This is a genomic window from Rhodobacter maris (assembly GCF_900217815.1).
Classification (GTDB): Bacteria; Pseudomonadota; Alphaproteobacteria; order Rhodobacterales; family Rhodobacteraceae; genus Rhodobacter; species Rhodobacter maris.
The window spans coordinates 70,102-84,722 of the sequence record NZ_OBMT01000013.1; the positions used below are offsets into that span (position 1 = coordinate 70,102).

At 64.3% G+C, this 14,621-nt stretch carries 14 protein-coding genes; 13 read left to right on the plus strand and 1 reads right to left on the minus strand.

The genetic code is table 11. The features are described 5' to 3' along the window. Window positions 1-6: 6 nt before the first annotated feature. The 4 genes from CRO22_RS14815 to CRO22_RS14830 all read left to right on the plus strand — a co-directional run bounded on the left by CRO22_RS14815 (window position 7) and on the right by CRO22_RS14830 (window position 3,215). A complete protein-coding gene (locus CRO22_RS14815; protein WP_097070937.1) occupies window positions 7-1,506 on the plus strand; it encodes an aldehyde dehydrogenase in 1,500 nt (499 codons plus the stop codon). 256 nt (window positions 1,507-1,762) lie between these two features. Then, window positions 1,763-2,020 (plus strand): PepSY domain-containing protein, encoded by a 258-nt coding sequence (locus tag CRO22_RS14820; RefSeq protein ID WP_097070938.1) that lies wholly within the window; start codon window positions 1,763-1,765, stop codon window positions 2,018-2,020. Next, the gene (locus CRO22_RS14825) at window positions 2,020-2,730 is read left to right on the plus strand and encodes a cytochrome b/b6 domain-containing protein (protein WP_097070939.1); all 711 of its coding nucleotides are present in this window, start codon (window positions 2,020-2,022) and stop codon (window positions 2,728-2,730) included. Before CRO22_RS14820 ends, CRO22_RS14825 begins: the two co-directional genes overlap by 1 nt. Continuing rightward, a complete protein-coding gene (locus CRO22_RS14830; protein WP_097070940.1) occupies window positions 2,727-3,215 on the plus strand; it encodes a helix-turn-helix transcriptional regulator in 489 nt (162 codons plus the stop codon). Before CRO22_RS14825 ends, CRO22_RS14830 begins: the two co-directional genes overlap by 4 nt. 114 nt (window positions 3,216-3,329) lie before the next feature. On the opposite strand, the gene CRO22_RS14835 is transcribed toward CRO22_RS14830, so the two are convergent. After that, window positions 3,330-4,091, minus strand: a complete 762-nt coding sequence (locus tag CRO22_RS14835) for a DeoR/GlpR family DNA-binding transcription regulator (RefSeq protein WP_097070941.1) — start codon at window positions 4,089-4,091, stop codon at window positions 3,330-3,332. 189 nt (window positions 4,092-4,280) lie between these two features. Here CRO22_RS14835 and glpD point away from each other — a divergent pair, with 189 nt between their 5' ends. The 9 genes from glpD to CRO22_RS14880 all read left to right on the plus strand — a co-directional run bounded on the left by glpD (window position 4,281) and on the right by CRO22_RS14880 (window position 14,619). Beyond that, window positions 4,281-5,849 (plus strand): glycerol-3-phosphate dehydrogenase, encoded by a 1,569-nt coding sequence (gene glpD, locus CRO22_RS14840; protein ID WP_245860994.1) that lies wholly within the window; start codon window positions 4,281-4,283, stop codon window positions 5,847-5,849. 49 nt (window positions 5,850-5,898) lie between these two features. Next, complete coding sequence (locus CRO22_RS14845; protein ID WP_097070942.1) at window positions 5,899-6,990, plus strand: ABC transporter ATP-binding protein; 1,092 nt, start codon at window positions 5,899-5,901, stop codon at window positions 6,988-6,990. A 10-nt stretch (window positions 6,991-7,000) separates the two neighbouring features. Then, window positions 7,001-8,083, plus strand: a complete 1,083-nt coding sequence (locus CRO22_RS14850) for an ABC transporter ATP-binding protein (protein WP_097070943.1) — start codon at window positions 7,001-7,003, stop codon at window positions 8,081-8,083. Further along, window positions 8,083-8,955 (plus strand): carbohydrate ABC transporter permease, encoded by an 873-nt coding sequence (locus CRO22_RS14855; protein ID WP_097070944.1) that lies wholly within the window; start codon window positions 8,083-8,085, stop codon window positions 8,953-8,955. The genes CRO22_RS14850 and CRO22_RS14855 overlap by 1 nt, the downstream gene beginning before the upstream one ends. Next, on the plus strand, window positions 8,955-9,758 hold the full coding sequence (locus CRO22_RS14860; RefSeq protein WP_097070965.1) for a carbohydrate ABC transporter permease: 804 nt from the start codon (window positions 8,955-8,957) through the stop codon (window positions 9,756-9,758). The genes CRO22_RS14855 and CRO22_RS14860 overlap by 1 nt, the downstream gene beginning before the upstream one ends. A gap of 11 nt (window positions 9,759-9,769) precedes the next feature. Continuing rightward, on the plus strand, window positions 9,770-10,042 hold the full coding sequence (locus CRO22_RS14865) for a DUF2160 domain-containing protein (protein ID WP_097070945.1): 273 nt from the start codon (window positions 9,770-9,772) through the stop codon (window positions 10,040-10,042). 44 nt (window positions 10,043-10,086) lie between these two features. Beyond that, window positions 10,087-11,814, plus strand: a complete 1,728-nt coding sequence (locus tag CRO22_RS14870) for an ABC transporter substrate-binding protein (RefSeq protein ID WP_097070946.1) — start codon at window positions 10,087-10,089, stop codon at window positions 11,812-11,814. Between the two features lie 119 nt (window positions 11,815-11,933). Continuing rightward, window positions 11,934-13,424, plus strand: a complete 1,491-nt coding sequence (gene glpK / locus CRO22_RS14875) for a glycerol kinase GlpK (RefSeq protein ID WP_097070947.1) — start codon at window positions 11,934-11,936, stop codon at window positions 13,422-13,424. 7 nt (window positions 13,425-13,431) lie between these two features. Further along, a complete protein-coding gene (locus CRO22_RS14880; protein WP_097070948.1) occupies window positions 13,432-14,619 on the plus strand; it encodes an iron-containing alcohol dehydrogenase in 1,188 nt (395 codons plus the stop codon). Window positions 14,620-14,621 lie beyond the last annotated feature (2 nt).

Here is a 14,621-nt window from a genome sequence, read left to right on the forward strand (position 1 = left end):
AAAACCATGACCGATTACACCTTGGCCTATTGGCAGGGGCTTGCCGAAAAGGTGACGCTGCGCACCCGCCATTTCATCGGCGGCGAATATGCTGCCTCGACCGATGGCCGCAGCTTCCAGACGATCAACCCGGCGAATGGCGCGGTGCTCGCAGAAGTGGCGCGCGGCGGTCAGGCCGAGATCGACCTTGCCGTATCCGTCGCCCGCAAAGTGTTCCGCTCGGGCGTCTGGTCGAAAATGGAGCCGCGCGAGCGGATGGCGGTGATGGAGAAATTCGCCGCGCTGATCGAAGCTCATGGCGAGGAATTTGCCGTCCTCGACAGCCTCGATATGGGCAAGCCTGTGATGGACATGATGAATATCGACGTGCCGTTCTCGGCCACGACGATCAAGTTCTTCGGGGAATCGATCGACAAGTTCCACGGTCAGGTGACGGCCACGGCCAGCACGGCGCTGCATTACATCCTCAATCAGCCCTTGGGCGTCGTCGGCATCATCACGCCCTGGAACTATCCGCTGATGATGGCTGCCTGGAAGATCGGCCCGGCACTTGCCACCGGCAACTCGGTGGTGCTGAAACCGGCTGAGCAATCGCCGCTCTCCGCCTGTCTGCTGGCCGAGCTGTTCATCGAGGCGGGCGGCCCCCCCGGCGTTCTGAACGTCGTCCACGGTCTGGGCGAGGAGGCGGGCAGGGCGCTGGCTTTGCACATGGATGTCGACAAGATCGCCTTCACCGGCTCGACCGAAGTGGGCAAGCTTTTGATGATCTACGCCGGTCAGTCGAACATGAAACGCGTCACCACCGAATGCGGCGGCAAGACCCCGCAGATCATTCTGGGCGACTGGGATGATCTCGACACCGTCGCCACCTATGCGGTGAACGGTATCTATGGCAATCAGGGCGAGGTCTGCAACGCGGGCTCGCGGATCCTTGTGGCCAAGGAATTGCACGACGCCTTTGTCGAAAAGTTCATCGCCACCGCGAAACAGAATTTCGTCGTAGGCAACCCGCTCGACCCTGCCACCACGATGGGGCCGCTCGTCACCACCGAACAGCAGACGCGCGTTCTGGGTTACATTGAAAAGGGCCGCGCCGAGGGGGCGAAGCTGGCACTGGGCGGCGGCACACCCGCGACGCTTTCGAACGGCGCCTATGTCGAGCCGACGCTCTTCACCGGGGTCAACAATTCCATGACCATCGCACGCGAGGAGATCTTTGGCCCGGTCGGCACGATCATCCCGATTGACGGGCTCGAGGATGGGCTCGAGATCGCGAACGACTCGCCCTATGGTCTGGCCGCCTCGATCTGGACCCGCGATCTGACCAAGGCGCATAGCTTCGGGCGCGACATGGAGGCCGGCGTGTGCTGGGTGAATTGCTTCGATCATGGCGACATGACCTCGCTTTGGGGCGGCTTCAAGCAGACCGGCAACGGCCGTGACAAGTGCTTCGAGGCGCTGTCGCAATATACCCAGACGAAGTCGGTCTGGGTGAACCTCGGCTGAAGATGCATCTCGCGCTCGTCCCGCAGCCACGGGGCGAGCGCTGCCGCAGGAGGGCACGGGCTACGGCCCGTTCTCAAACTCTTGTGGACATCCGGCGCGCCAGCGGCGCCCGGGTCCGTAAGCAGGTGCTTACGGACCGCGATTTCAGCGTCCTGCGCATCGACGGGAGCGTTTTCCACGGCCATTCCTTGCCCAGCCGATCCGGCTTGCCCGAGCGTCCCGACCGACCGGGCTGACCTCAACCAAGGAGTATCCGATGAAGAAAACCCTTCTGGCCACCGCGCTGATCCTCTCGCCCGTCGCGGCGCTGGCAATGCCCGCCGTGGGCGATGTCGTGGGCACCAACCCGACCGACGTGTCCGCCGCGCTTGGGGCCAAAGGCTGCACCGTGTCCGATTTCGAGGCCGAAGATGGCAAGGTCGAAGCGGTCTGCAGCGATGAGGCCAAGATGGTCTGGGAAGTGGTGATCGACCCGGCTTCGGGCGCAGTCACCGAGATCAAGGAAAAAGACTGATGCCGTTGCCGCGAAAGCTCACCAAGGCGAGCCCGGCGGCACGGACGGCGGGGGGCTCCGTCTCCCCCGCCCCCGTCGCGCCCCCCGTCTGGGATCCGCTGATCCGGCTCACCCATTGGAGCGTGGCTGCGGCGGTGCTGGCGAACGGGCTCTTCACCAAGGCCGGCGGGGCGCTCCATGTCGGCATCGGCTGGGCGGTGCTCGCGCTGCTTGCGCTGCGGTTCGGCTGGGGGCTCTTTGGCCCGGCCGAGGCGCGCTTTGCCGCCTTTCCGCCCGCGCCTCGCGCGGCGATCGCGCATCTGCACGGGCTTGCCCGGCGGTATCCGCCGCGGGAACATCCCTCGCACAATCCCGCAGGCGCGATGATGGTCTATGCGCTCTGGGGCGGGCTTTTGCTGATCTGTCTCACCGGGCTCTGGCTCACCGATGCCCGCTCGCCGATGCAGATCGCCGCCGATCAGGCGGCGGTGCTCTCGGGGGATTGGTCGACGCTTGTGCAAACCGCCACCGCGGGCGAGACTGGAGCTTCGAGCGAGATCCGAAAGGCGGTGAAGACCGTGCATGAGCTGATGGCAAACCTGATCCTGATCTTCGCGGCCGTCCATGTTGCGGGTGTGGCGGTGGAAAGCCGCGCGCTTGGGCGCAATCTCGTGCGCGCGATGCTCTGGTCGCGCCGGACGAAGGGCGAACGCGGAGGTCCGCAAGGATGAGCTTGTCCCGGCCCGATGCGGACCGGCGGCATGCCGCCATTCTCGCCGCGGTGGTGCTGGTGCAGGCGGTGGCCGTGCTTTTTTTCGTTGGCGATGCGACGGCCGACATCGCGCGCGACGGGCCCGGACCCGAAACGCTCTTCGAGGGCTTCATCGCCTTCGCGCTGAGTTCGGGCGTGGCGGTGGGAGGCTGGCAGTTGCGGCGCGCGCTCGAGACCCAGCGCGCCCAGGCCCGCGCGCTCGATGTGGCGCGCGGTGCGCTTGCCGAGGTGATCGAGGCGCAATTTTCCCGCTGGGGTCTAACGCCCGCCGAGCGTGATGTGGCGCTTTTCGCCTTGAAAGGGCTCGACGTGGCCGAGATTGCCGACCTGCGCGGCGCGGCCACCGGCACCGTGCGCGCACAGATGGCGCGCGTCTATGCAAAATCGGGGGTTTCGGGGCGGGCACAATTCGCCGCGCTCTTCGTCGAGGATCTGCTCGGCTGAGCTCCGGAACCCTCGGCGGTTTCCGCATCGCACGGATGCGGCGACGGCCGTGTCAGCACCGCTGCGTGCGCGGTGGCCGTCGTCCTCGGGGCGCCCGAAGCGCCGATCCGGAGGCTAGCGCGCAACATGAACGTCGGTGCCCCATTCGGCGCACCGTTGTGCCAGCGCCTCCGGCAGCGGCTGATCGATGAAGAGGGTATCGAGCATTTGCAGCGAGGCCAGCCGCACCGGCGCGGAGCGCGCAAGCTTGGAGGCATCTGTCACCAGGATGCGTTTGCGGGCCTGTTGCAGGATGGTCCGGCTGACGCGGATCTCGGCCAGATCAAAATCCAGCAGATCGCCGTCTTCATCCAGCGCGGAGGCCCCGATGACGGCATAATCCACCTTGAACTGGCACATGAAATCGGCCGTCAGATCGCCGACGAGCCCGCCGTCAGAGCGCCGCAACGTGCCCCCCGCAACCATGATTTCGCAGCTTTCATTGGCCAGCAGAATATTGGCAACATTGATGTTATTCGTCACCACTGTGATGTTGCGATGGTTGCGCAACTCGCGTGCGACGGCCTCGGTGGTGGTGCCGAGGTTGAGGATGATCGAGCAATTGTCGGGGATCGTCTGTGCGCAGGCGCGGCCGATCGCGGTTTTCGCCGCCTCGTGCATCCGGCGCCGTTCCTCATAGGCGAAATTCGCCACCCCGATCCGGATCACCGCGCCGCCATGCACGCGGTCCATCAGCCCCGCGTCCGACAGGTCCGACAAGTCGCGCCGAATCGTCTGCAACGAGACATTGAGCCGTTCGGCGAGGTCTTCGACCACCACACGGCCTTCGTTGCGGGCGATTTCGAGGATTTCGGTCTGCCTGAAATTGAGTGCCATGGTCCCTCCTGCGCCTTCCTGCCACAGCTTCGCAGCCTTGTCATGAAAGAGTGCCGAAGAGTACCGCCGCGCGCGCGAATGTCACCACGAAAGGCGCGATATTGATCGTTTCGCAACAAAACGAAACCTCATGATTGACATTTAGCGGTAAATCGCGCCTTCTTCGATCACAGCCAAGGGAGGGCACCTGTGACTTCGGAGCGCGCCGACATCAAGCCGGTCGATATTTTCGTGATCGGTGGCGGTATCAATGGCTGCGGGATCGCGCGCGACGCCGCCGGGCGGGGGCTCTCGGTGACGCTGGCCGAGATGGGAGATCTGGCGCAGGCGACCTCTTCGGCCTCGACCAAGCTGTTCCACGGCGGGTTGCGATACCTTGAGTTCTTCGAGTTCCGGCTCGTGCGCGAATCCCTGCGCGAGCGCGAGATCCTGCTCGCCGCAATGCCGCATATCAGCTGGCCGATGCGCTTCGTGCTGCCCTTGCATCCCGCCATGCGGTTTGAAACCGACACGCCCACTTCGCGGCTGCTGTCGTTTCTCATGCCATGGATGAAAGGGCGCCGCCCCGCCTGGCTGATCCGGCTCGGGCTCTATCTCTATGACCATCTGGGCGGGCGCGGCATCCTGCCGGGCACGCGAACGCTTGATCTGACCGACGATGCGGCGGGGGCCCCGCTGCAGGAAAAGTTTCGCCGTGCCTACGAATATTCCGATTGCTGGGTGCAGGATGCACGGCTCGTGGTGCTGAACGCGCGCGATGCCGCGGCGCGCGGCGCGCAGATCCTCGTGCGCACCCGGGTGATGTCGGCCGAGCGGGCGGGCGGGCTCTGGCGTGTCCTGACCGAAAGCGCAGAGGGCCGGCGGGTCCATCTGGCGCGTGCGCTCGTCAACGCGAGCGGCCCCTGGGTCGAGGACGTTGTCCGCAATACCATCCGGCTCGGAAAATCCGAGTCGATCCGCCTCGTGCGGGGCAGCCATATCGTGACCCGCAAGCTTTATGATCATGACCGCTGCTACTTTTTTCAGGGCGAAGACGGGCGGATCATCTTTGCGATCCCCTATGAGCAGGATTTCACCCTGATCGGCACGACCGATCAGGACCATCAGGGTCCGGCAGGCGAAGCCATCTGCACCGAGGCGGAACAGGCGTATCTTTGCGCCTTTGCCTCGCAGTATTTCCGCAAGCCCGTCACCCGTGACGACATCGTCTGGACCTATTCGGGCGTGCGCCCGCTTTACAACGACGGGGCCTCTTCCGCGACAGCGGCCACGCGCGATTATGTGCTCTCGGTCGATGCGACAGACGGGGTGCCGGTGCTGAACGTCTTTGGCGGCAAGATCACTACCTACCGCCGGCTTGCCGAGAGCGCGCTGGAAAAGCTGAGCCCCTGGTTCGAGACCATGCCCGGGGCCTGGACGGCGCGGGTGGCGCTTCCGGGGGGAGGGTTTACCCCGGGGGAGACCGCGCGCGTCATCGCCGATCTGCAGCGCCGCTATCCCTATCTCGATGCGGCCTGGGCGCAGCGCCTCGTCCGACATTACGGTTTGGACGCGCGGGAGATTCTGGGCCATTCTCGGAGCGGGAGTGACCTGGGGCGCGACTTCGGGGCGAGTTTGACCGAGGCAGAAGTGTCGTGGCTGATGGACAGGGAGTGGGCACGCACGGCGGAGGATGTGATCTGGCGCCGGACCAAGCTTGGTCTGCGCCTGAGGGCTGAGGAGGTTGCGGCACTGGAGGCCTTCATGGCCGCGCGGTGAGGAGAGACCGCGTCAGACGAACGCTCCGCTTCGGAGTGAGGGAGAGAGAATGACACTTGAGTTGAAAGGCGTCTCAAGGTCTGTCGGCGGTCGGATGCATATCCACCCCACGACCTTGACGCTGCAAAAGGGCACGATGAACGTGCTTCTCGGGCCCACGCTCGCGGGGAAGACCTCGTTGATGCGGCTGATGGCGGGGCTCGACGAGCCGACCGCGGGGCGAATCTGCTGGGAGGGCGCGGACGTGACCGGGCTGCGCGTGCAGGATCGCCGTGTTGCCATGGTCTACCAGCAGTTCATCAATTACCCGGCGATGAGCGTGTACGACAATATCGCCTCGCCATTGAAGCTGATGGGGCTGGCAAGGCCCGAGATTGACCGGCGCGTGCGCGAGACGGCGGAGATGATGCAGCTCTCGCCGATGCTGGGGCGCAAACCTCTGGAGCTTTCGGGCGGTCAGCAGCAGCGCTGCGCGCTGGCACGGGCGCTGGTGAAGCGCGCCGGCCTCGTGTTGCTCGATGAACCGCTGGCAAACCTCGATTACAAGCTGCGCGAAGAGTTGCGGGTCGAGATCCCGAAGATCTTCGAAGCCTCGGGCGCGATTTTCGTTTATGCGACGACCGAACCTGAAGAGGCGCTGCTGCTGGGCGGCAACACGGCCACGCTCTGGGAAGGCCGGGTCACCCAGTTCGGCCCCACCGCGCAGGTCTACCGCAAGCCTGCCGACATCGTGACGGCGCGCGTCTTCTCGGACCCGCCGATGAATTTCATCAAGGTCGAGAAGCGCGGCCGGCGCCTCAGTTTCGGGCAGGGCGCGAACCTGCCCGCAGATGGCGCCCTCGCCGATCTGTCGGACGGGCGTTATCTGGCGGGTTTCCGCCCCAATCACATCGCGCTTGCCGGTCATCACAATGGCACGGCGGTCGAGTTCGACTGCGAGCTGAGTGGGATGGAGATCACCGGCTCCGAGACCTTTTTGCACTTGCAGCATGCCGGGCAGAAATGGGTCGGTCTCGTGCATGGCGTGCACAGGCTGGCGCATGGCTCGCGCCAGACCGTCGCCGTCGACCCGAGCTTCATCTACCTGTTCACCGAGGCCGGGCAGCTTGCGGCGCCAGCTTCCTACGCCTTCGCGGCCTGACGGGGGGATCATGGCTCAGATCACGCTCAAGAACCTCGCGCACAGCTACGATCCGACCCCGCGATCCGAGGCAGATTACGCGCTCAAGGAGATGGATCACATCTGGGAAGACGGTGGCGCTTATGCGCTGCTGGGCGCTTCGGGCTGTGGAAAATCGACACTTTTGAACATTATTTCGGGGCTTTTGCGCCCTTCGCACGGGCGGGTGCTGTTTGGCGAGACCGATGTCACCGATGCCCCCACTGCCGCGCGCAACATCGCACAGGTGTTCCAGTTCCCGGTCGTCTACGACACGATGACGGTGCGCGAGAATCTCGCCTTTCCGCTGCGCAACCGCAAGATGGACCCGGGTTACATCAAGGCACGCGTCGATCAGATTGCCGCGATGATCGGGCTCGAGGCGGAGCTTTCCCGCAAGGCGCGCGGCCTGACCGCCGATGCGAAACAGAAAATCTCGCTTGGACGGGGCATGGTGCGCGAGGACGTGAATGCGATCCTGTTCGACGAGCCCCTCACGGTCATCGACCCGCATATGAAATTCGAATTGCGCACGCAGCTCAAATCGCTGCACCGCGAATTCGGCCACACGATGATTTACGTGACGCACGATCAGACCGAGGCGCTGACCTTCGCCGACAAGGTGGTGGTGATGCACGACGGCCGCGTGGTGCAGATGGGCACGCCCGAGGAATTGTTCGAACGACCAGCGCACAGCTTCGTGGGGTATTTCATCGGCTCGCCGGGGATGAATTTCTTCGAGGCCGAAATCGCGGGGGCGCATGCGATCGTCAACGGGGTCGAGGTGCCGCTGGGGGCGACGCACGGGCCGGTGCCGGGGCGCACCCGGATCGGCATCCGCCCCGAGTTCTGCGTGCTGGACCGCGCCGGGGGGCTGCCCTTCCAGATCCGCCGGATCGAGGACGTGGGGCGGCACCGCATCATACGCGGCGAAGTCATGGGCACCGAGGTCAACATCACCGTTCCCGAAGGCACCGAGATCGCGGCCGATGCGACGCGCATCCTCTTCGCGCCGGAGAAAATCAACGTCTATGCCGATGACTGGCGCGTCGCACCGCTCGGGGAGGAGATGTGATGGACAAAACGCTCAACAACAAGGCCTGGTTCCTCGTTGCGCCGGTGCTGGTGCTGGTTGCCTTCTCCGCAGTCGTGCCCTTGATGACGGTGGTGAATTACTCGGTTCAGGACACGTTCGGGAACAACCAGTTCTTCTGGGCCGGTCTCGACTGGTTCGACCAGATGCTGCATTCGGAGCGGATGTGGGCCGCGCTCGGGCGGCAGGCGATCTTCTCCGCGATCATTCTGGCGATCGAGGTGCCGCTGGGCATTTTCGTGGCGCTGAACATGCCCAAGAAGGGCTTCTGGGCCTCGGTCTGCCTCGTGTTGATGGCGCTGCCGCTGCTCATACCGTTCAATGTGGTCGGCACGATCTGGCAGATCTTCGGCCGGGTGGACATCGGCCTTCTGGGCTATGCGCTGGCAAAGCTCGGCATCGGCTACAATTACACCGCCAACGCCTTCGACGCCTGGGTCACCGTGGTGGTGATGGATGTCTGGCACTGGACCTCGCTTGTGGCACTTCTCGCCTATGCCGGGCTGCAATCGATCCCCGAGGCCTATTACCAGGCTGCCAAGATCGATCAGGCGAGCCGCTGGTCGGTGTTTCGCTATATCGAACTGCCGAAGATGCAGGGCGTTTTGCTGATCGCGGTGCTGCTGCGGTTCATGGACAGTTTCATGATCTACACCGAGCCCTTCGTGCTGACCGGTGGCGGCCCCGGCAATTCGACCACCTTCCTGTCGATCGACCTTGTGAAAATGGCGATCGGGCAGTTCGATCTTGGCCCCGCGGCGGCCTTCTCGCTGATGTATTTCCTGGTGATCCTCGCGATCTCCTGGGTGTTCTACACAGTGATGGTCAATCTCGACAAGGCGGAGGGCAAATGATGCGCAGCCCGAAACAGGCGCTCGTGATGACGCTCTACATCCTGTTCCTGATGGTGCCGATCTACTGGCTTATCAACATGAGCCTGAAGACCAATACCGAGATCCTCGGCAGCTTCACGCTCTGGCCGCGCGATCTGACACTCGACAATTACCGCACCATCCTCACCGATCCGAGCTGGTACATGGGCTATGTCAACTCGATGATCTACGTGGTCGAGAACATGGTGATCTCGATCGCGGTGGCGCTGCCTGCGGCCTACGCCTTCTCGCGCTACCGCTTCATGGGCGACAAGCATCTGTTCTTCTGGTTGCTCACCAACCGGATGGCGCCGCCCGCGGTTTTCGCGCTGCCGTTCTTCCAGCTTTACTCCTCGGTCGGGCTCTTCGACACCCATATCGCGGTGGCACTCGCGCATTGCCTGTTCAACGTGCCGCTCGCGGTCTGGATCCTCGAGGGCTTCATGCGTGGCGTGCCCAAGGAAATCGACGAGACGGCCTATATCGACGGTCATTCCTTCGGCAGTTTCTTCGTGCGGATCTTCATGCCGCTCATTGCCAGCGGGATCGGGGTCGCCGCCTTCTTCTGCTTCATGTTCTCCTGGGTGGAGCTGCTCTTGAGCCGCACCCTGACCTCGGTCAACGCCAAGCCGATCGCGGCCGCGATGACGCGCACGGTTTCCGCCTCGGGGATGGACTGGGGCGTGCTGGCCGCGGCAGGGGTGCTGACGATCATCCCCGGCGCGCTCGTGATCTATTTCGTCCGCAACTACATCGCCAAGGGCTTTGCCCTGGGCCGCGTCTGAGGAGCTTCGTCATGGCCTGGATGGCTTGGACCCTGCCGACCGCGATCTTCTTTGGCGTGATCGCCACGCTTCTGGTGCTCTTCACTGTGCTCGCGATCCGCGCCCCCGAAACCCCGCGCCGGGGCGTGTTGCGGATCGAGACCACCCGTGGCGACCGGCTCTTTATCACCCTTCTCGGCGCGGCCTTCATCAACCTGATCTGGCTCGCCTTCGTCGGTCCCACTCTCTGGTGGGCCCTCGCCCTGTGCCTCGTCTATGCCGCAGCGGTGTTCCGCTGGGTATGACGCCCGCACCAAGCAAAGCTTCACGTATCTCAAGGGAGGAGAACATGAAACTGCACCTGACCACGGCCGTGGGATTGGCCTTGCTCGTGACATCGCCGGCCTTCGCCGGACTGGACGAGGCCAAGGCCTTCCTCGACAGCGAGATCGGCGATCTGTCGTCGCTCTCGCGCGCAGAGCAGGAACAGGAGATGCAATGGTTCATCGACGCGGCCAAGCCCTTCGCGGGGATGGAAATTCACGTCGTATCGGAATCGCTGACGACCCACGCCTATGAATCGAAGACGCTGGCGGCCGCCTTCAGCGCGATCACCGGCATCAAAGTGGTGCACGACCTGATCCAGGAAGGGGATGTGGTCGAGAAGATCCAGACCCAGATGCAGACGGGCGAGAACATCTACGACGCCTATATCAATGACAGCGATTTCATTGGCACGCACTGGCGTTATGGTCAAGTCCGCGACCTGACCGACTGGATGGCCCATGAGGGCAAGGATGTCACGAACCCGGGGCTTGACCTGAATGATTTCGTCGGCCTGTCGTTCACGACGGCCCCGGATGGCAAGCTCTACCAACTGCCGGACCAGCAATTCGCGAACCTTTACTGGTTCCGTTACGACTGGTTCAACGACGAAAAGACCAAGGCCGATTTCAAGGCGGAATACGGTTATGACCTCGGCGTGCCGGTGAACTGGTCGGCCTATGAGGACATCGCCAAATTCTTCACCGGCCGCGACATGAGCTATATCGGCGGGCCGTCGAAGGTCTATGGCAACATGGATTACGGCAAGAAGGATCCCTCGCTCGGCTGGCGCTTCACCGATGCCTGGCTCTCGATGGCGGGGAATGGCGACAAGGGCCTGCCGAACGGCAAACCGGTCGATGAATGGGGCATCCGGGTGGACGAGAATGACCGTCCGGTGGGCTCCTGCGTGGCGCGTGGCGGCGACACGAACGGCCCGGCGGCGGTCTATGCCGTTTCGAAATACGTCGACTGGCTGAAGAATTATGCCCCGCCCGCGGCGGAAGGCATGACCTTTGGCGAGGCGGGGCCCGTGCCCGCGCAGGGCGAGATCGCGCAGCAGGCGTTCTGGTATACCGCCTTCACCGCCGACATGGTGAAGCCCGGCCTGCCGGTGGTGAACGAGGACGGCACGCCGAAATGGCGCATGGCGCCCAGCCCGCATGGCTCCTACTGGCAGGAGGGCATGAAGCTTGGCTATCAGGACGTGGGCGCGTGGACGCTGATGAAATCGACCCCGGTCGATCGCGCCAAGGCCGCCTGGCTCTATGCGCAATTCGTCGACAGCAAGACTGTGGATGTGAAGAAAGCCCATGTTGGCCTGACCTTCATCCGCGAAAGCACGATCCGTCACGAAAGCTTCACCAAACGGGCGCCGGAACTGGGCGGGCTGATCGAATTCTACCGCTCGCCCGCGCGCGTGCAGTGGACGCCGACCGGCACCAACGTTCCCGATTACCCCAAGCTGGCGCAACTCTGGTGGCAGAACATCGGCGATGCTTCCTCGGGGGCGAAGTCGGTGCAGGAAGCGATGGACGCACTCTGTGCCGCGCAGGAGCAAGTGCTGAGCCGGCTCGAGCGCTCCGGCATGCAGGGCGATATGGGGCCGAAGCTGGCCGAAGAACATGACCTCGCCTGGTGGAACGCCTATGCGACGGAACATGGTTCGCTGGCGCCGCAGCTGAAGCTGGCCGACGAGAAGGAAAAGCCGATCACCGTGGGGTACGACGAACTCGTTGCTTCCTGGCAATGATCTGAAAACCTCGGGGGCGGGCGCGTCCTGCCCCCTTGCTCTTTCCCGTCATGGCCCGCAGGTTCGGGGCAATGCCGGAACGAGAGATCCTAACGAGAGATCCCGTCGGGGAGGACAGAATGAGCCATATTCTTGCCATCGATCAGGGCACCACATCTTCGCGGGCAATCCTGTTCGATGCCGATCTGAAACCGGTCGCCTCGGCGCAGGAGGAATTTCCGCAGATCTTTCCGCGCTCGGGCTGGGTGGAGCACGACCCGGCCGACCTGTGGTCGACGGTCGCCGCCACCTCCCGCGCCGCGCTCGAACGGGCAGATATCGACCCGCATCGCGTGGTGGGGATCGGCATCACCAACCAACGCGAAACCACCCTCGTCTGGGACCGACACACCGGCCATCCGGTCTGCAATGCGATCGTCTGGCAAGACCGGCGCACCGCCGATTTCTGCGCCGAGCTGCGCGCGGAAGGCTTTGAGGACGTGATCACTGCCAAGACCGGATTGCTGGCAGACCCCTATTTTTCGGGCACGAAGCTGCGCTGGATTTTGGAACATGTCGAAGGGGTGCGCGCGCGCGCCGAGGCGGGCGATCTGCTCTTCGGCACCGTCGACAGCTGGCTGATCTGGAAGCTGACCGGCGGACGCGTCCATGCCACTGATGCGACCAATGCCGCGCGCACCATGCTTTACGACATCGCGCGCGGCCGCTGGTCGCGCACGATCTGCGCACGCTTCGGCATTCCGATGACGATGCTGCCCGAAGTGCGCGACTGCGCCGCCGATTTCGGCACCACGCGGGCTGATCTCTTCGGCCATGAGATCCCGATTCTGGGCGTTGCGGGCGATCAGCAGGCCGCGACGGTGGGGCAGGCCTGTTTCGAGCCGGGCATGATGAAATCGACCTATGGCACCGGCTGTTTTGCGCTTTTGAATACCGGCGGGCAGATGGTGCGTTCGCAAAACCGGATGCTGACAACCATCGCCTATCAGCTCGACGGCCAGCCCACCTATGCGCTGGAAGGCTCGATCTTCATTGCGGGCGCGGTGGTGCAATGGCTGCGCGACGGGGTGAAACTCATCCGCGAGGCGAAGGAAACCCAGCCCTTGGCGGAAAGCGCCGATCCGACGCAACAGGTGGTGCTGGTTCCCGCTTTCACCGGGCTGGGCGCGCCTTACTGGAACGCCGAATGCCGCGGCGCAATGTTTGGGCTCACCCGCGCCACCGGCCCCGCCGAGATTGCGCGCGCGGCGCTGGAAAGCGTCGGCTACCAGACCCGCGACCTTCTTGAGGCGATGCGCATGGACTGGGCCTCCGAAGGCACAGAGGCGACGCTTCGGGTGGATGGGGGCATGACCGCCTCGGATTGGGCGATGCAGTTTCTCGCTGATATCATCGGGGCGCCGGTGGACCGCCCCGAAGTGCTGGAGACGACAGCGCTCGGCGTTGCCTGGCTGGCGGGATACCGCGCCGGAATTTATCCGCAGCCCACGCAATTCGCCAAGGCCTGGGCGCTGGAGCGCACTTTCACGCCGAAGATGACGGCTGCCGATCGTGACCTGCGCTATGCGCGCTGGAAAAAAGCCGTTTCCGCCACCATTGCATTTGCCTGAATCCGCCATGGCTCCGTTTGCACTTCTCTGCCCCTCCCGCATGATGTTCGGCCGCGGCACGCGCGCGGCCGCTGCGCCCGCGATCTGCGCGCTTGGCAAAAGGGTGGTACTGGTCAGCAGCCGGTCGGTTGGCTGGCGCGCGGAGCTGGCGGCCGCGCTTCTGGCCGGAGGGGCCGAGGTCCGGCACGTTCACCCGGAAGGGGAGCCGAGCCTGCCGCAGCTTCTGGCGGCGTTGGATGATCTGGCGGATTTCCGGGCTGAAGCCGTGGTGGGGCTTGGCGGCGGTTCCGCGCTGGATCTGGGCAAGGCCCTCGCCGCGCTCTTGCCCGCCACTGGCAACCTCCTGCGCCATTTCGAGATCGTCGGCGAAGGCGCGCCGCTTGCGACAGCTCCGCTGCCCTTTATCGCGATCCCGACAACCGCGGGCACCGGTGCCGAAGCCACCAAGAATGCGGTCATCGCGATTCCGGAGCATCGCCGCAAGGTGAGCCTGCGCGACGACCGGATGATGGCCATGCTCGCGATCGTGGACCCGGCCTTGACCGACGCCTGCCCACGGATGATCACGCTTGCCTCGGGGCTTGATGCGGTGACGCAGGTGATCGAACCCTACCTCAGTTCGCGCGCCAATCCGCTCACCGATGCGCTGTGCCGGGAGGCGATTGTCTCTGGTCTCGGCGCGCTCGTCACGCTGATGGACCGCGAAGACCCGGGCGCGCGCGATGCGCTTTCGAAAACGAGCCTGTTCGGGGGTATTGCGCTCGCCAATGCCGGTCTTGGGGCCGTGCACGGGCTGGCCGGCGTTCTGGGCGGAGTGTCAACTGCCCCGCATGGCACGATCTGCGGGCGCCTTCTGCCCGGGGTCTTGCGGGCGAACCGGCAGGAAATGCATCGGCTGGGGCGGGACATGGTCCGGTTTGACGAGGTCGCGGTCTGGATCGCTTCCGCGCTGGGCAGCACCCCCGAAGAGGCCTTCAACACCCTTGAGGCCCGGATCAATGCCTGGGGCTTGCCGCGGCTCGGGGCGTTTGGCGTGACGCCGGACCGATTTGCCGCCTGCGCCGAGGCGGCGCAATCCAGCTCCTCGATGAAGTCAAACCCGGTCGCGCTCTCGACCGGGCAGCTTGTCGCGATCCTGGCCGAGGCCGAATTGCACGAGGGCCAAGTCTCGTTCTCGACCCATGCCGTAAAATGACC